We start from the raw sequence: 16,344 nt of genomic DNA on the forward strand, positions 1-16,344 counted from the left end.
GGGATCAGCTGCTGCCGAATGCGCCGCGCGGGAAGAGGTGGCGGGGGAATCGCCAGGGATCGTTCCAGCGGCCGGGGAAGTCGCAGTCATCCCACCGGCCGGGGTGGTGGTCCCAGTCGTCGAAGAAGCCGGGGCGGTCGCAATCCCAATCGTTGTGCGGGTGCCGCACTTCGGTCACGCCGGGTTCGGTGGCGGTCGGGTCCGCCGAGGCGGGAATCGCCAGCGCGGTCAACGGAACTGCGGCGAGTGCACCGGCGATGGCCACTCTGGCCACCACGGCCCGGCCTGGAACGGACGTCGTTCTGGAAAACACTGTGAATCCTTTCTATCTGCGGCGAACGCTGCGTTCGCCATTCCCCGACGAGGGTCTGCTCGCATTTGCGCATCGACCGCACGTACACCCTGTGCCGCTTTTGTCCGAAAAGCCAGAGGTGAAGCGGGATTCGAGGGAAGAATCAGCCTTTGGTATGACGATTCCCCTAGCGGGTGCTGATTTGGGCTCAGGGTCTGTCCAGCCCCACTGACGCCGCCGCCCCCGACCGATCTTCCGCGGATACAGGCCGTAGACTAGTTACTGATGAGTAAGTTCTTTGGTTCGGTCGACGAGGTGACGCGGCGGCTCACCGACGCCGGATACCTGCCCTCCACCGACATCGCCACTGCGGTGTTCCTCGCCGGGCACCTGGGCAAGCCCCTGCTGATCGAGGGCCCGGCGGGTGTCGGCAAGACCGAGCTGGCCAAGGCGATCGCCACCGCCACCAGCTCCGACCTGGTGCGCCTGCAGTGCTACGAGGGCATCGATGAGGCCCGCGCGCTCTACGAGTGGAATCACGCCAAGCAGCTGCTGCGCATCACCGCCACCGATAACGAAGGCTGGGACAGCACCCGCGACCACGTCTTCACCGAGGAATTCCTGCTCCAGCGTCCGCTGCTGGCCGCGATTCGAAACCCGCATCCGACCGTGCTGCTGATCGACGAACTCGACAAGGCCGATGTCGAACTCGAAGGACTGCTCCTGGAGGTCCTCGGCGACTACCAGGTCAGTATCCCCGAACTCGGTACCGTCACCGCGGTCCGCAGGCCCATCGTCCTCGTCACCTCCAATGCCAATCGCGATCTGTCCGAGGCGCTGAAACGCCGCTGCCTCTACCTCCACATCGACTACCCGACAGCCGAGTTGGAACGCGCCATCGTCCGCATGAAGGTGCCCGAGTTGGACGATGCGCTGGGGGAGCCGGTGGTCCGAACGGTCGGCGCCCTTCGCGAACTGTCGCTGCGCAAGCCTCCGTCGATCGCCGAAACCGTGGACTGGGCGCGCACTCTGGTCGCCCTCGGTACCCGGAACCTGACCGGCACTATCGTGCGCTCCACCCTCGGCGTACTGCTCAAATACCAAGCCGACCACCGCATCGCCATCGATCGCCTGGAACTGCCCGCTGTTGAGCCACACGATCGCAGACCATCGTGACCACTCCCAGCGATAGTCTGACCGATCGTCTCGTCGAATTCGTCGGACTGTTGCGTGACCACGGAATCTCCGCGGGGCCGAGTGAAACCATCGACGCCGCCGGGGCAATGCTGGCGCTCGGCCTCTCCGACCGCAACCGCCTGCGTTCCGGCATGGCCGCCTGTCTGTTGCGCCGCAACGGCCAGCGCGCCGTTTTCGACCAGCTCTTCGATCTCTACTTCCTGACCGCCGAACAGCCGCGGTCGGCAACGCCGTCGACCTCGGAGTCCGTCGACGCACTGCGCGACCGCTTGGTGGACGCCCTCGCCCGGGACGACCGCGATGCGGTAACCGAACTCGCTCGGCAGGCGCTCACCGAGCTGGGCGGATACGGCGGAGTCGGCACCGGCGTGACCTCGAGCCCGGTCAGCACCGCATCGGGTGCGGGCTGGTCCTCCTATCTGACCATGAAATCCCTACGGCCGGAAGAACTTGTCGAACGCATCGTCGCGGGCATGGGAGGTGACCTCGACACCACCGTGCGTACCATCGAAGCCGACCGCCGCCTGCGCGAATTCCGCACCGCCGTCCAAACCGAGGCGCGCCTGCGCTCCGCGCAACTGCGCGGCACCGAATACATTGCCCGTCGCGGCGTCGAATCCAGCACCGATCGGGTCGACTTCCTCGGCGCCCGCGAACAAGACCTCGCCGAAATGCGCCGCCTGGTCAACCCGTTGGCTCGCAAACTCGCCACCCGCCTCGCCGCCCGCCGCCGCAAGGCGGTCCGCGGCCAGATCGATATGCGCCGAACCCTGCGTCGCTCCATGGCAACCGGGGGAGTGCCGATCGACCCGGTGCTGCGCGCCCGCAAACACGGCCGTCCCGACCTGGTCGTACTGGCCGACTTGTCCGGCTCTGTCACGGGTTTTGCGGAATTCACCCTGCAACTCGTGCAGGCGCTGCAGGACCAATTCAGCAGGGTCCGCAGCTTCGGCTTCATCGACACCTGCGACGAAATCACTGGCTTCTTCACTCCTGGTGAGCCACCCGTCCCGGGTACCGCCGCCCGAATCGTGCGCGATTCCAAAGTCGCCCGCTTCGGCAGCAGCAACTACGGTGAGGCGCTGCAAGGCTTCGTCGACAACTACCTCGACGCCCTCGGGCCCCGCAGCTCGCTGCTCATCCTCGGCGACGCCCGCACCAACCGTACCGATCCGAATCTCGCTGCGCTGCGGGCAATGTCGGACCGCGCGAAACACGCCTACTGGCTCAATCCCGAACCCGCCCGCTCCTGGTCCAGCGGTGATTCGGCCGCACATGTATTCGCCGAACACATCACCATGCACGAATGCCGCAATGTGAAACAGCTCGCTGAGGTCATCGGTCGGCTGTTGCCTGCTCGATAACGCTCCCTTTTGCCATTCGGCCGTCGCCGAGTAGGTACGCGGTATCCGTCAGCGGAAGAACGGCATGGTCGCGCCAACGACGGGCCTACTACCCCGTCCAGATAGATTGGTGCCCCACTCCGACTGCTCGCCGAGCGTAGATCGCGGTCGAATACGGGCCTGCGCGACAACCATTCGGCTACGTTCGACAGACCCCGGCCCGAGGGCTGGATGCGGCAGGAGCTAGCTGGACACAGCACTGGTTCGGGCGTCTTCCGGTCGAGGGTGTGCAGACGAGTCGGACAGGTCGACTTCCGCGAATCGATTCACCGCTCGCAGGCACTCGGCGGTCTCAGCCGAGGATCGGCATAACCGTGTCCACAATGGATTCGGTTGTGGGCAGCGCCGTGACCACGTCGAGTGGGCTCAGGTGACGTTGCAGCGCGCGTTGATGCGCCGCGCCGACCAGGAGCAGAGCGACTGCTCGTAGATCCACCGAGACCGGTACGTGCTGGTCCGCGCGCGGCATCGACAGGTGCGCAATGACAGCGTCGACCGCGCGGTGCGGCCCGATATCCAACTCCCGACTGCGCTCGGCATACTTCGCGCGCAACTCCGCATCCGATTGCACCGCGGCCATTACCGGAATGGCATCCAGAAAGAACCCCTCCAACGCTTCGACGAGCGCCACCAGACCCGCCCGCAACCCGGGCCGTTCCTCGACCTCCCCGAGTACATCCTTGACCGGCCGCAGATGCCGCTGGATCACCGCCTGCAGCAACCCCATTCGATCCCCGAAGTGATAGAAGATGCTCGACTCGGCCACCCCCGCCCGCTTCGCTACTTCCTTCGTGGTCAGCCGAGCCACTCCTGCCTCTACCAAAATCTCCTGCGCCGCCACCACAACCGACTCCCGCACCCCCGTCGAGGGCCGCCCCCGTTGCGCGCGAGTCGGCCGCGCACCATCCGCGGACGCCGCCACCCCGATCTCCTCTCCACGCCGAATCAACCCTTGCAGTATGCCCCACACAGTCGTATTTTTTGAGTATCCACTCAGTAATTAACTGACCAGCGGAGGCACCATGTCCACCCCGACCAAGGCCCCTACCATCCAATCCCGCACCCAGCGCATCGGCGACGCCGTCGTCCGCGTCATCCTCCGATCCCGCCTGCATCCGCTACTGAGCAAGAAGCTCCTCATCATCACCGTCTCCGGCCGCAAAACCGGCCGCGAATACGCCAACCCCGTCGGCTATGCCGAACACGACGGCCACCTCCTGATCGGCACCGCCGCCAACTGGCGCCGCAACCTCATTCCGGGCACCCCGGTACGGATCCGCTTCCGCGGCGCCGACATCCAAGCCGACCACGAGGTCATCACCGACGAACCTCGCGCCGCCACCCTTTACCGCGAAATCCTCACCCAAAACCCGACCCACGGCCGCTTCGCCAAAATCCACCTCGATCCTGACGGCACCACCAACCTTCCCGCCCTCCGCACCGCCCTGGCCCACGGCACCGCCGTAGTACGCCTCCGCCCCCTGCCGGCCCGGCCATGATCTTCGCTGTCACCCCACAACTGCTCGGCCAGTTGATCCGCATCCATCGCCTCCGCGACCGCCGCGATGAACTTGCCTCTCATGCCGTGGATCATCGCGGCGCGTCATCGCCGAGATTCGAGGCTGTCGTGACCGACTGCGGCACGAGCCGTGACACAGTCGACCGGTGACGAGGGTCCGGATCAGTGCCGGACTTCGGAAACCGCGACGGAGCGGCCCTCTCGGCGGGAGAGTTCACACGCCTCGGCGATGTAGAACGCTGCCAAGGCATCGGCGGGGGTGCAGGGGTTTTCGAGGTCACCCTTGATCACGGAGAGGAATGCGGCGAGTTCGTCGGTGTAGGCGCGGCGGAAGCGCTCCATGAAACCGGGGTAGGCGGGGAAGGTGGAGGGGGCGTAGTCGGGTTCGACGGAGGTCAAGGGGGCGCGGTCGTCGAGGCCGACGATGGCGTTGCCGCGGGAGCCGAGGGCTTCGAGGCGGACGTCGTAGCCTGCGCCGTTGTAGCGGCTGAGGGAGACGGTGGCGAGGGTGCCGTCGTCCAGGCGCAGGAGTACCGCGGCGGTGTCCACGTCGCCTGCGTCGGCGAAGAAGGTTTCGCCTCGGTTGGCGCCGGTGGCGTAGACCTCGACTACCTCGCGGCCGGTGACCCAGCGGATGATGTCGAAATCGTGGACGCCGCAGTCGCGGAACAGGCCGCCGGAGCGGGGGATGTATTCGGCGGGTGGAGGTGCGGGGTCGAGGGTGGTGGCGCGCAGGGTGTGCAGCCAGCCGAGTGCGCCGGAGGCGATGGCGGCACGGGCGGCTCGGTAGCCCGCGTCGAAGCGGCGTTGGAAGCCGATCTGGACCGGGACGGTGGAGTTTTCGATGTGGGTGATGACCTCGAGGGTGCCTTGGATGTCGGCGGCCACCGGCTTTTCGCAGAAGACGGGGATGCCCGCGTCCACGGCTCGGGTGATGAGTTCGGGATGGGAATCGGTGGCCGTCGCGATGACCAGGCCGTCCAGGGGCGAGGCGAACAGGGCGTCGATATCGGGGACGACATCGACGCCGAGCTTTCCGGCGGCGGCGCGGGCGCGCTCGGCGTCGGCATCGGCGACGATGACGGTGTCGACACCGGGCAGGTGTTTGAGCGTCTCGGCGTGGGAGGTGCCGATTCTTCCGGTGCCTGCCAGGCCAACAGTGACGGTGTGCGCGGATGTCATCGGCTCTCCTCCTAATGAAATACGAAATGGCGGTTGTTGATACCGGGGGGCGACAGTCGGAACCGGGTCAGTCGCGGGGAGCGGCAGTCGTCGCACGGACGACCAGTGACGGTTGCAGGCGGCGGCGCACCGGTTCGGTGCGGCCATCGCGCAGGCGTTCGATGAGCGCCTCGATTGCCAAGCGACCCATCTGGTTTCGGGGCTGATCGATGGTGGTCAGGGAGACGTGTCGCAGCGCGGCCAGCGACGTGTTGTCATAGCCGACGATCGAAACATCGTGCGGCACTGAAAGTCCGGCCTCTTCCAGCGCCGACATCGCGCCGACGGCGTTGAAGTCGTTACCGCACACCAGCGCGGTGGGAAAGTTGTCGCGAGAGAACAGGTTCAGCAGTTTCTGGATCGCGGCGATACCCGCGGAATCGGTGTGCTCGCTCGCGATGATCATGGGCTCCAACCCATTTCGCGCCATGGCGTCGCGGTACCCGCGACGGCGCGCGGCCGAGGTGAAGGCGCCACCGCCGTCGAGATGCACGATCCGACGGTGGCCGAGCGAGACCAGATGATCCACGGCCAGCGCGGCACCGATCTCGCCATTGTCATTGACGGTGTCGACATCGGCAATGGCGGAACTGCGCGAGATGAGCACGACCGGACACTTTTCGGCGGCTTCGCGGACGGCCGCAATGGGCAATACGGGGGAGAGCAGGATAACGCCGCCGGGTCGGAAGGACAGCAGGCTCTCCAGTGCGGTGCGTTCCCGGGCGGCGCTGCGGCGCCCAGTATTGAGGATCAGTTCCAGGCCCGCGTCCTGCGCGGCCGCGTCCATCCCCTCCACCACGTCGGCGAAGAACGCATTGCGCAGGTCGGAGACCATGACGCCGACGATATTGGAGGTCCGGCTGGCCAGCGATCGCGCCATGATGTGCGGTTGGTAGCCGAGGTCTTTCGCGGCCGCTAGCACCGCGCGACGGCGGTGCTCGCTGACCTTGGGGGAGTTGCGCATGACGAGGGATACCAGTGCGCGGGACACACCGGCGCGGGCGGCGACGTCCTCCATGGTCGGTCGAGCCATTTCGCCTCCGTTCCGTGATCGCCGTGCTCATGCAGTGTCGGACGTTACAAGGTTGACGCCCGCTAGGCAATAGAGCGCTCTAATCCGACATTTTTCCATCGCCAGCTCGCGGCATTTCCGCTGGATGGCCGGATTTTCGCTGGTAGCAGCGGTATAAGAGCCGACGATGCAGTACTTGACACACTATGACCCACGTTACATAGTTGGAGCGCTCCAATACTTCGGAGCGCATGATCGACGCTGAAGGTCGGAGAGTCCCGATGAGTACTGCATCGCATAGCGATTCGATGACGGGCGGTGGCCGGGTGGCGGATGCGCCCGAACCGCGCCACCCGCTGCGCATCGCGGCCGCGCCAATTTCCTGGGGAGTCTGTGAAGTCCCCGGTTGGGGTCACGTGCTCGACGCGCGGACCGTGCTGACCGAGATGGTCGCGCTCGGCATTTCGGCCACCGAACTCGGCCCACCCGGCTATCTACCGCGCGATCCCCTCGAATTGCGTTCGCTGCTAGACGGATTCGGAATCAGCTCGGTCGGTGGGTTCCTCGCTCTCGCGCTGCACCGCGACCCGGAGCAGGCGATCGCGGCCGCCCGCGAGAACGCCGCGCTGTTCGCCGCGACGGGCGCGGAGGTAGTCGTCCTCGCGGCCGCGACCGGTCTCGACGGATATGACACGCGCCCAGCGCTTTCCGACCAAGAGTGGCGAACCCTCATCGAAACAGCCGCCGCCATAAGGGATGTCGCCGCCGAATATGGACTCCGCACCACGCTGCATCCACATGTCGGCACCTACGTCGAGAACGAAGCCGAAGTCGACCGCTTCCTTGCCGATTCCGATCTCGACCTGTGCCTGGACACCGGCCACCTGCTCATCGGCGGCACCGATCCGGTGCGCCTCGCGCAGCGCTATCCGGATCGCATCGGACACATCCACCTCAAGGATGTGCGCAATGCGATTGCCGACCGAGTGCGCAGCGGCGCAATGGAATACAGCGACGCGGTCCGCCAGGGCATCTACGTCCCGCTCGGCGACGGCGATGTCGATATCGACGCCCTGGTGCGCAGCGTGCATGCCGCCGGATACCGCGGCTGGTATGTCATCGAACAGGACACGGCATTGCGCCCCGAGGATTCGGCGGAACTGCCGAGCCGAGATGCCGCCCGCAGTCTGATCCACCTCGCGGGCATCGGTTCCGCTCTCGACTCCGCCCGAATCTAGATGGGAAGTGATGACAACGATGTCACTGGAAATACGCACGCCGTGGTGGCGGCGATCGCGCCGCCTGGTGCCGTGGCTGGCCGCGGCCACCATTCTCGCCGCGTGTAGCGGTCCGGGTGCGGATGTCCCCGCTCCGACCCATTCCCCCGTCGCCCAGGGCAAGTTGGGGTCGGTCGCGGTGGTGACCCACGGCAGCCCCGGTGACGCCTTCTGGAACGTCGTCAAGAACGGTGCGGAGGCGGCGGGCAAGGATCTCGGCGTCCGTGTCGAGTACAACTCCTCCGGCGATCCCGGGCAGCAGGCCAAGCTCATCGATAATGCGGTCGCGCAGGGCGTGGACGGTCTGGTCGTATCGATGGCGAATCCGGAGGCGCTTCGGCCCTCGATCGCGAAGGCCGTCGCCGCGGGTATTCCGGTGGTGACCATCAATTCGGGCGAGAGCGAGAGCGCGAAATTCGGCGCCATCGGCCATGTGGGACAAAGTGAGACGCTGGCCGGGCAGTCCGCGGGTAAACGCCTCGCCGACGCGGGCCGCAAGAAGTTGCTGTGCGTCATCCACGAGGCGGGCAATATCGGCGCCAATCAGCGCTGCGATGGCGCGACCAAGGCCTTCGGCAATGGCACCACCTTGCAGGTGGATATCAATAATCCCACCGACGCGCAGTCCCGCATCAAGGGCGCGCTGGAGGCGGATAGGTCCATCGACGCGGTGCTGACGCTGAATTCACAGGTCGCCGCCCGCGCGGTCGATGGGGTGAAGGAATCGCAGTCGGCCGCCACGGTCGCGACCTTCGACCTGAATACCGATGTGGTCGAGGCGATTCGGGCGGGCAAGCTGCTCTTCGCGGTGGACCAGCAGCAATACGAACAGGGTTATCTGCCGGTGGTGCTGCTGCAGTTGTATCGGACGAACCTGAACTCGGTCGGTGGTGGCGCACCGGTGCAGACGGGGCCCGCCTTCGTCGACAAGAACAATGTCGAAGCCGTGGCCGCGCGCGTGGCACTGGGCATGCGCTGAAGGAGTGGATGAAATGACTATTGCCACCAAAACTTCCGAGGTCGCACCCAGCAGCCCGCCGGAGGGCCCCTCGCTGCTCCAGCGCTTGATCGTCCGACCGGAGATCGGGGCATTGCTCGGCGCCGCATTGGTTTTCGTATTCTTCTCGGTCATTACCGACCGGTTCCTCAGTCCGCTCGGCGTCGCGACCTGGCTGGACGATTCGTCCACACTCGGCATCATGGCGGTCGCGGTCGCGCTATTGATGATCGGCGGTGAATTCGATCTGTCCGCCGGTGTCATGACCGCCTCCACCGCGCTGGTCACCGCACTGCTCGCGGTGCATGCGGGCTGGAATGTCTGGCTGGCGCTGCTGGTTTCGCTGCTCTTCGCGCTGACCGTCGGTGCGTTCAACGGGTGGCTGGTGATGCGTACCGGTCTACCGAGCTTCATCGTCACGCTCGGCACCTTCCTTGCGCTGCAGGGGCTCAACCTAGGCGTAACCCGGTTGGTCACCGGAACCGTTCAGGTATCCGGCATTCGCAGCGCCGCGGGATACAACTCGGCCGGATGGGTCTTCGCATCGACACTGGATATCGGCGACACCCACCTGCAGGCATCGGTCGTCTGGTGGGTGGTGCTGACCGCGATCGCCGCACTTGTGCTGGTACGCACGAAATTCGGCAACTGGATCTTCGCGGTGGGCGGTGCGCTGCCCAGTGCGCGGGCCGTCGGCGTTCCCGCCCACCGGACGAAGATCCTGCTCTTCATGACCACGGCCTTCGCGGGGTGGGTCGTCGGGTCCTGCAGTATCCTCCGCTTCTCCAGCGTGCAGGCGAATCAGGGTGTCGGGCTGGAACTGCACTACATCATCGCGGCCGTGGTCGGCGGCTGCCTGCTGACCGGCGGATTCGGTTCGGCGGTCGGCGCCGCGATCGGCGCGCTGATCTTCGGCATGGCGCGTCAGGGCATCGTTTTCGCCGGTTGGGACAGTGACTGGTTCATGCTGTTCCTCGGCGTGCTGCTGTTGGCAGCGGTGTTGGTCAACAACATATTCAAGAAGCGAGCCGAGAGGGTACGCCGATGAGCACAGCATCGCAGAGCGATTCGACCAGTGGCGGCGGCGTGGTGCCGGCTGGGCCGGCACCACTGATCGAAGCGATCGATATCGGCAAGAGCTACGGCGGTGTCGTCGCCCTACGTGACGTCTCGACGGTCGTGAACGCGGGACAGGTCACCTGCATCCTCGGCGACAATGGTGCAGGCAAGTCGACGCTGATCAAGATTCTCGCCGGTGTGCACCAGCACGACCGTGGTGAGCTGAAGATCGACGGGCAGACGAGCCGATTGTCCTCGCCCCGAGAGGCTTTGGATCACGGCATCGCGACCGTGTACCAGGATCTCGCGGTGGTGCCGCTGATGAGCGTGTGGCGCAACTTCGTACTCGGCTCCGAGCCGACCCTCGGATACGGCCCGGTGCGACTGCTCGACCGCCGCGGGGGCCGCGATATCGCCCGGCAGGCGCTGGCGGATATGGGCATCGAGATCCGCGATATGGAGCAGCCGGTCGGCACGCTATCCGGTGGCCAGCGTCAGTGCATCGCGATCGCCAGGGCGGTGCACTACGGGGCCAGGGTGCTGATTCTGGACGAGCCGACCGCCGCCCTCGGCGTGAAGCAGGCCGGTGTGGTGCTGAAATACGTTGTGCAGGCACGAGACCGCGGGCTCGGGGTCATCCTGATCACGCACAACCCGCATCATGCCTTCCCGGTCGGCGACCGCTTCCTCTTGCTCAAGCGCGGCGCGATGCTCGGCTCCTACGAGAAGTCCGAGATCGATTTGCCGGAGCTGACCAGGCAAATGGCCGGTGGCGCCGAATTGGACGCACTCCAGCACGAGTTGCAGCGAGTGGTGACGCCGTGAACCCACGACTTCGAGGACGGTTCGCATGAAGTTGACGATGGCGCAGGCATTGGTCGGCTGGCTGATCGCCCAGCGCTCGGAGACCTTGGATGGTCGTGAAGTACCCCTGTTCCCGGCCGTTTTCGCGATCTTCGGGCACGGCAATGTGCTCGGGCTCGGCACCGCGCTACAGGAGCGCAGTGCCGAAATACCGGTCTGGCGTGGGCATACCGAGCAGGGGATGGCCTTGGCGGCGGTCGGTCTGGCGAAGGCCACCCACCGCCGTCAGGTCGGGATCGCGACCTCCTCGATCGGTCCCGGCGCACTGAATATGGTGACGGCGGCCGGTGTCGCTCATGCGAATCGCCTACCGCTGCTGCTGCTTCCCGGCGATACCTTCACCAGTCGAGCACCGGATCCGGTGCTTCAACAGGTCGAGCACTTCGGCGACCCCACCGTCACCGTCAATGACGCGTTTCGCGCGGTCAGTCGATACTTCGACCGCATCACCCGCCCCGAACAATTGATCGCCACCCTGCCCCAAGCGGCCCGGGTGCTGACCGACGCGGCTGATGTGGGACCGGTGACGCTCGCATTGCCCCAGGACGTACAAGCCGAGACCTATGACTTCCCCGAGGCACTGTTCGAGCCGGTCGTGCACCGAGTCACGCGTGCCCGCCCCGACTTGCGGGTAGTGGCCGAAGCCGCCGACGCGCTGCGCTCGGCGCAACGTCCGCTTCTGATCCTCGGCGGCGGCGTCCGCTATTCCGGTGCGGGCCGACTGGTGCTCGAATTCGCCGAGCGGCACGGTATTCCGATCACAGAGACGACAGCGGGCCGGACCCTCGTGCCGCACGATCACCCATTGTTCACCGGCCCGCTCGGTGTGACGGGCTCGACATCGGCCAATACCGCTGCCGCACAAGCGGATCTGGTGCTGGCCATCGGCACTCGACTACAGGACTTCTCCACTGCATCCTGGACCGTCTTCGCCCCCGACGTCCGATTGGTCACCATCAATACGGCCCGATTCGATGCGGTGAAGCACGGCGCACTCGCGGTTGTCGGCGACGCCGATGCGACTATGCGGGAACTGGCTGCGCACCTAACGAATTGGCGAGTCGACGCCGAATGGTCCACCCGCGCCGAAGAACTCCGAACCACCTGGGACACCCATATCGATAAGCTGCGCGCTCCCACGCCCGGCACTCCGAGCTATGCCCAAATCGTCGGCATCGTCAATGAATTGAGCGCACCGGACGACTATGTCATGACCGCATCGGGCGGTATGCCCGGCGAACTGATCGGCGGCTGGCGCGCCACCGGCACCGTCCCGACGATGGATGTCGAATACGGATTCTCCTGTATGGGGTACGAACTCGCCGGTGCCTGGGGCGCGGCCATGGCGCATGTGCACGGCCTGGTCACCACCATGCTCGGCGACGGCTCCTATCTGATGCTGAACTCCGAACTGTTCTCGGCCGCCTTCGCTGGCCACCGGTTCGTCGCGGTGGTCTGCGATAACGATGGGTACGCGGTGATCGCGCGCCTGCAGGAGGGGCAGGGCGGCGAGCCGTTCAATAACTTCTATGCCGACTGTCGGACCAACCATCCCAGGCCGCCCCGGGTCGATTTCGTCGGCCATGCTCGATCATTGGGCTGTGCGGTCTTCACCGCGACCGACCTGGTCGAGTTCCGTGGCGCGTATGCGCGGGCCCGCGCCGCCGCCCTCGGCGAGTCCCGTCCGGCCGTCGTTGTCGTGCGCACTCAGCCATCGACATGGACCGAGGCGGGCGCCTGGTGGGAGGTCGGCGTGCCGGAACACCTATCCGGTCGCGCGGCGTACGACGAGTCGAAGTCGAGGCAGGTGCGCCACCTGAACGGCTGAACGGGAATGGACCACACCGGGCGGCGACAGGATCGCCCGGTTCCCGACCCCGACGGCGACGTGCGCACCGAATTCGCGGGCGATATCACAGCCTAGGACACCCGCTGGACCTCGGCCGCCTGGGTGCTCGCGGCAACTGTAGGCCGCTGCACGGCCATGGCGATGCCGACCGCCAGAATCCACAGCATGGTGAACCCGCCCACCGTCGCCGTCGTGCCCCATCCGTTGGCCGCATAGAAATTCGCCGGGGCATTCCCGAAGAACAGCGACGGTACGAATGCGAAGTTGACCAGCGCGAGCAGTAAGGCCGACCGGCCGACCCACTGCGGCAGCATCGCGGTCCGCGACACCGCAAATCCCAAGGCCGCCAGGAACAATCCCTCTAATAGCCGTGAAATCGTGCCGTACAGGATGTAGGTGCCGCTGACCGTGATGGTCGGATCGATCGGGTCCGGCGCCTGGATCACCGCGCCGACCTCGAGTCCGGTTCCGACGAACGCGACCGCCAACCACAACAGCCCGGCGGTCGCGGCCACCGTGCCCACCCAGTCATACGCGGTCTGCTTCAACAGATGGCCGAGCCCGGCGATGAATACGATGAGCAGGGTCAGTCCGGTGAGCCCGAACAGGCAGCGGGTCAACACATTCGAGTCCGGCGGCGCGCCGTTGTAGACGAAGTACAGCGGCAACTCGACCAGCATCAGCAGCGCGGCGACGAGCCCGGCGACACCGGTTGTGCGACGAATAGCTCTGGCGTCCATATGTTTTCGCCTTCCAAAGGGCAATGCCTGAAGTGCGGTCCCCGCAGGTTCGGGACCCGCTGCTAGTAGTTAATATATAACTTATACTATAAGGCCTATGTTAAGGTTCGCTGAACCTGTGAGCAGCGAGATCGGAGGACGGTGGCGGAACCGAATATGCCCGACGAACTTCGGAGGCTGTGGCGGCTGCCGACCGGACCGCGCCTCGGTCGCCCGGCCGAACTCGACGTCGACCGCGTCGTCGGCACCGCCGTGGCGCTGGCCGATCGGGACGGACTGTCCGGCGCGACTCTGCCCAAGATCGCGGCGGCATTGCGGGTCACGCCCATGTCGCTCTACCGCTACATCGGCTCCAAGGATGAGCTGATCGTGCTCATGGCCGATCTCGGCTTCGGTCCAGCAATCGAACCGACAGAGCCGCGTGGGGATTGGCGCACACATCTGCGCCGCTGGGCGCTGGCGCAGCGAGCGACTTTCCAGCGACGCCCCTGGCTCGCCCGGCTGCCCATTGCCGGTCCGCCGCGTGGCCCGAACGCCATCGGATGGATGGATGCGGGACTGCGCTGTCTGCACGATACGGATCTGGACTGGGCGGCCAAGGTCGGCGTGATCACGGTGGTCAGCGGCCATGTCCGGCAGGCATTCGTACTAGCCAGTGAACTCGAAGTGGGCAGCCGCGCGGCCGGTCTCGAACAAACGCAGGTCGAACAGAACTACGGCCGCGATCTTGTCGAGTTGGTCGATCCGGCACGATTTCCCGATGCCGCAAGGCTATTCGCCGCCGATATCTGGGAGGCGCCGCCCGAGGATCCCGACGCGGATTTCACCTTCGGCCTCGAACTCGTCCTCGATGGCGTCGCCGCGGCGATCGATCGGGCGCGGTTACAAAACTGAAAACCGACCAGTTAGTGCGCGCGAAAGCGTCCCATCGCGTATTTTCTTTACAACTTCTTAGGATCGGTCCGAAGTGTGTGCCGAGAATGGTTGCTGGGATCCCCGCCGGGCTCGCGGTGATAGCTAAAAGTGTGCGCTGACCGGCTGATCTGTGCTCTGGGCTAGTAGTGTAGGCAGGGTAGCCAGCGCCGTGGATCCGGCATTGCGGCGACAGCCGCAGCCCATCGCCAACGTCGGCTTGCTCACAGTCACCACCGCTGGATGTGGCTGAATTCGTCGGATGATGGCATTGTTGATCGTGAGACCGGGCTCATCGAAGTGATCTGCTCGGCTCACCAACAGGAAGTAAGAAGTAAAGAACATGGCTCAAGGCAGTGTGAAGTGGTTCAACAGCGAGAAGGGCTTCGGCTTTATCGCTCAAGACGGAGGCGGCCCTGACGTCTTCGTGCATTACTCGGCCGTTTCCGGCTCGGGTTTCCGGTCCCTCGAAGAGGGCCAGCGCGTGGAGTTCGAGATCGGCCAGGGCCAGAAGGGTCCGCAGGCCCAGGACGTCCGCGCTATCTGATCAAGCGTGACTTAGGAGGCTCGCACCCGGCAGGGGGTGCGGGCCTCTCGTCGTTTCGGGGGATTGGTACTACGCCTTCCACCTGCCCGATCTGGGCGGGAATCACCGTCCGCTGCGCGACCCCGACAGCGCCGACGACGACTGACTCGTCGGGCCAACCGTCCGGACAGCCAGGATCGTCACGGCCTTGTCGCCGTCGGTGGTGCGGGTCCATCGGTCGACGTCATCGACCGTGCTCTGTGCGACCAGCTTGTCGTTCGTCATCCGCACCTCGTCCTCGACGGACACCCGAGTAGTACGCCCTACTTCGGTGCCTGGAAGCCGCCGATCTTCTGCTCGAGCAGTTCGGCCAGCCGCAGCGGGGTGCGGTCCTCGAACATCGGACCGATGAGCTGCACTCCCACCGGCAGCCCCTCGGGGGACCGGCCCGCGGGTATGGCGGTGGCAGGCAGGCCGGGCATGGTGGCCATACCGGCCCAGACGAGCTGGTCGAAGTACGGGTACTCGACGCCGTCGATGTCGATGTGCCGGTTCTCCAGACCTCCGTTGTGGTCGTGCGGGAAGGCGGGAGTGGGCGTGATGGGGCACACCACGGCATCGAACTCGGCGAAGAGCTGCCGCCAGCCGTGGCGGTGGAGTTCGCGACGGTTGTTCGCCTCGACCCAGTCGCGGTGGCTGAGCACCATGCCGCGCAGCCGCGCCGCATCGAGACTCCGGTCGTCCGCGCTCAGGGCGGCGGCGTGGGTCTGCAGCTGTTCGTACACGTCGACGGAAAGACCTGCGGCGGCGTTCGACAGCATCAGCAGCATGTAGAGCGTCGCCGCTTCGGTCGGATCGGGCAGCAGCGGACTGTGCCGTTCGACGCGGGCGCCCTCGTCGACGAGCGCCTCGGCGACCCGGTTCACGCCCGCCCGCACCGCCGATCCGGTCGGAATGAGCGGATGGTCCTCGATGATCAGGACACGGAAGTCCGACAGCCGCTCATGGCGCGCGGGCGGCAGTGCGACGTCGTAGGCGACGCCGTGGGTCAGCGGGTCCGGTCCGGCCATCACATCGAGCAGCAGCGTGAGGTCGCGGGCGTTGCGCGCCATCGGACCGACGACGGCGAGATCGAGATCGACCGGCAAGGCCGGGCCGGGCGGCGCGACCATACCGCGGTTCGCCACCAGTCCGAGGGTCGGCTTGTGTGCGTAGACGCCGCAGAAATGCGCGGGGGTGCGTAGCGAACCGGCGAGGTCGGAGCCGATGGACAGCGCACCGAATCCGCACGCCAGTGCCGCCGCCGATCCGCCGGAGGATCCACCCGACGTGCGGTCGTGATCCCATGGGTTGTTGGTGGTGCCGTAGATCTCGTTGAAGCTCTGGATATCTCGCAGCATCAACGGCACATTCGTCTTCCCGAGCACCACCGCGCCGGCCGCCTTCAACCGCGACACCTGTACCGCGTCCTCGGCC

Annotated in this window: 17 protein-coding genes; 10 read left to right on the forward strand and 7 right to left on the reverse strand. The window is 65.9% G+C overall.

The genetic code is table 11. From position 1 onward, the window contains the following. Positions 1-4: 4 nt before the first annotated feature. The gene (locus tag ABZW16_RS10335) at positions 5-313 is read right to left on the reverse strand and encodes a hypothetical protein (protein ID WP_354954331.1); all 309 of its coding nucleotides are present in this window, start codon (positions 311-313) and stop codon (positions 5-7) included. A 264-nt stretch (positions 314-577) separates the two neighbouring features. Between ABZW16_RS10335 and ABZW16_RS10340 the strand changes: the two genes are divergently transcribed. Beyond that, positions 578-1,468, forward strand: coding sequence for a MoxR family ATPase (locus tag ABZW16_RS10340; RefSeq protein WP_354954333.1), 891 nt, complete (start codon positions 578-580; stop codon positions 1,466-1,468). Beyond that, positions 1,465-2,853, forward strand: coding sequence for a VWA domain-containing protein (locus tag ABZW16_RS10345; RefSeq protein WP_354954335.1), 1,389 nt, complete (start codon positions 1,465-1,467; stop codon positions 2,851-2,853). Before ABZW16_RS10340 ends, ABZW16_RS10345 begins: the two co-directional genes overlap by 4 nt. 331 nt (positions 2,854-3,184) lie before the next feature. Here ABZW16_RS10345 and ABZW16_RS10350 read toward each other — a convergent pair whose 3' ends face one another. Beyond that, positions 3,185-3,814 (reverse strand): TetR/AcrR family transcriptional regulator, encoded by a 630-nt coding sequence (locus tag ABZW16_RS10350; RefSeq protein ID WP_354954337.1) that lies wholly within the window; start codon positions 3,812-3,814, stop codon positions 3,185-3,187. Positions 3,815-3,914: 100 nt separating this feature from the next. Between ABZW16_RS10350 and ABZW16_RS10355 the strand changes: the two genes are divergently transcribed. Next, positions 3,915-4,391, forward strand: coding sequence for a nitroreductase/quinone reductase family protein (locus ABZW16_RS10355; protein ID WP_354954339.1), 477 nt, complete (start codon positions 3,915-3,917; stop codon positions 4,389-4,391). A gap of 182 nt (positions 4,392-4,573) precedes the next feature. Here the strand turns inward: ABZW16_RS10355 and ABZW16_RS10360 are convergent, their stop codons facing one another. Together ABZW16_RS10360 and ABZW16_RS10365 are read right to left on the reverse strand one after the other, a co-directional pair. Beyond that, entirely contained in the window at positions 4,574-5,593 is a 1,020-nt protein-coding gene (locus ABZW16_RS10360) for a Gfo/Idh/MocA family oxidoreductase (protein WP_354954341.1), read from the reverse strand. A gap of 67 nt (positions 5,594-5,660) precedes the next feature. Then, positions 5,661-6,665: a LacI family DNA-binding transcriptional regulator gene (locus ABZW16_RS10365; protein ID WP_354954343.1), complete on the reverse strand. Its 1,005-nt coding sequence runs from the start codon at positions 6,663-6,665 to the stop codon at positions 5,661-5,663. Between the two features lie 287 nt (positions 6,666-6,952). On the opposite strand from ABZW16_RS10365, the gene ABZW16_RS10370 reads away from it, so the two are divergent. Genes ABZW16_RS10370 through iolD form a run of 5 tightly spaced genes read left to right on the forward strand, consistent with a single transcriptional unit; the run spans position 6,953 to position 12,669 of the window. After that, complete coding sequence (locus ABZW16_RS10370; protein WP_354954365.1) at positions 6,953-7,882, forward strand: TIM barrel protein; 930 nt, start codon at positions 6,953-6,955, stop codon at positions 7,880-7,882. Between the two features lie 10 nt (positions 7,883-7,892). Beyond that, entirely contained in the window at positions 7,893-8,900 is a 1,008-nt protein-coding gene (locus ABZW16_RS10375; protein ID WP_354954344.1) for a sugar ABC transporter substrate-binding protein, read from the forward strand. Positions 8,901-8,913: 13 nt separating this feature from the next. Then, positions 8,914-9,966 (forward strand): ABC transporter permease, encoded by a 1,053-nt coding sequence (locus tag ABZW16_RS10380; protein ID WP_354954346.1) that lies wholly within the window; start codon positions 8,914-8,916, stop codon positions 9,964-9,966. Continuing rightward, the gene (locus ABZW16_RS10385; protein WP_354954348.1) at positions 9,963-10,802 is read left to right on the forward strand and encodes an ATP-binding cassette domain-containing protein; all 840 of its coding nucleotides are present in this window, start codon (positions 9,963-9,965) and stop codon (positions 10,800-10,802) included. Before ABZW16_RS10380 ends, ABZW16_RS10385 begins: the two co-directional genes overlap by 4 nt. 25 nt (positions 10,803-10,827) lie before the next feature. After that, on the forward strand, positions 10,828-12,669 hold the full coding sequence (gene iolD, locus ABZW16_RS10390) for a 3D-(3,5/4)-trihydroxycyclohexane-1,2-dione acylhydrolase (decyclizing) (RefSeq protein WP_354954350.1): 1,842 nt from the start codon (positions 10,828-10,830) through the stop codon (positions 12,667-12,669). A gap of 92 nt (positions 12,670-12,761) precedes the next feature. On the opposite strand, the gene ABZW16_RS10395 is transcribed toward iolD, so the two are convergent. After that, complete coding sequence (locus tag ABZW16_RS10395) at positions 12,762-13,430, reverse strand: hypothetical protein (protein WP_354954352.1); 669 nt, start codon at positions 13,428-13,430, stop codon at positions 12,762-12,764. Between the two features lie 156 nt (positions 13,431-13,586). Between ABZW16_RS10395 and ABZW16_RS10400 the strand changes: the two genes are divergently transcribed. Beyond that, a complete protein-coding gene (locus ABZW16_RS10400) occupies positions 13,587-14,324 on the forward strand; it encodes a TetR/AcrR family transcriptional regulator (protein ID WP_354954354.1) in 738 nt (245 codons plus the stop codon). 361 nt (positions 14,325-14,685) lie between these two features. Then, on the forward strand, positions 14,686-14,889 hold the full coding sequence (locus tag ABZW16_RS10405) for a cold-shock protein (protein WP_040693519.1): 204 nt from the start codon (positions 14,686-14,688) through the stop codon (positions 14,887-14,889). Between the two features lie 102 nt (positions 14,890-14,991). On the opposite strand, the gene ABZW16_RS10410 is transcribed toward ABZW16_RS10405, so the two are convergent. Beyond that, positions 14,992-15,153 carry a hypothetical protein gene (locus ABZW16_RS10410; protein ID WP_354954357.1) on the reverse strand — a complete coding sequence of 54 codons (162 nt, stop codon included), beginning with the start codon at positions 15,151-15,153 and terminating at the stop codon, positions 14,992-14,994. 38 nt (positions 15,154-15,191) lie between these two features. Further along, on the reverse strand, positions 15,192-16,344 hold a 1,153-nt coding region (locus ABZW16_RS10415; protein ID WP_354954359.1), incomplete at its 5' end, for an amidase.

This window comes from Nocardia sp. NPDC004604 (genome assembly GCF_040609795.1).
In the GTDB taxonomy this organism is placed as follows: domain Bacteria; phylum Actinomycetota; class Actinomycetes; order Mycobacteriales; family Mycobacteriaceae; genus Nocardia.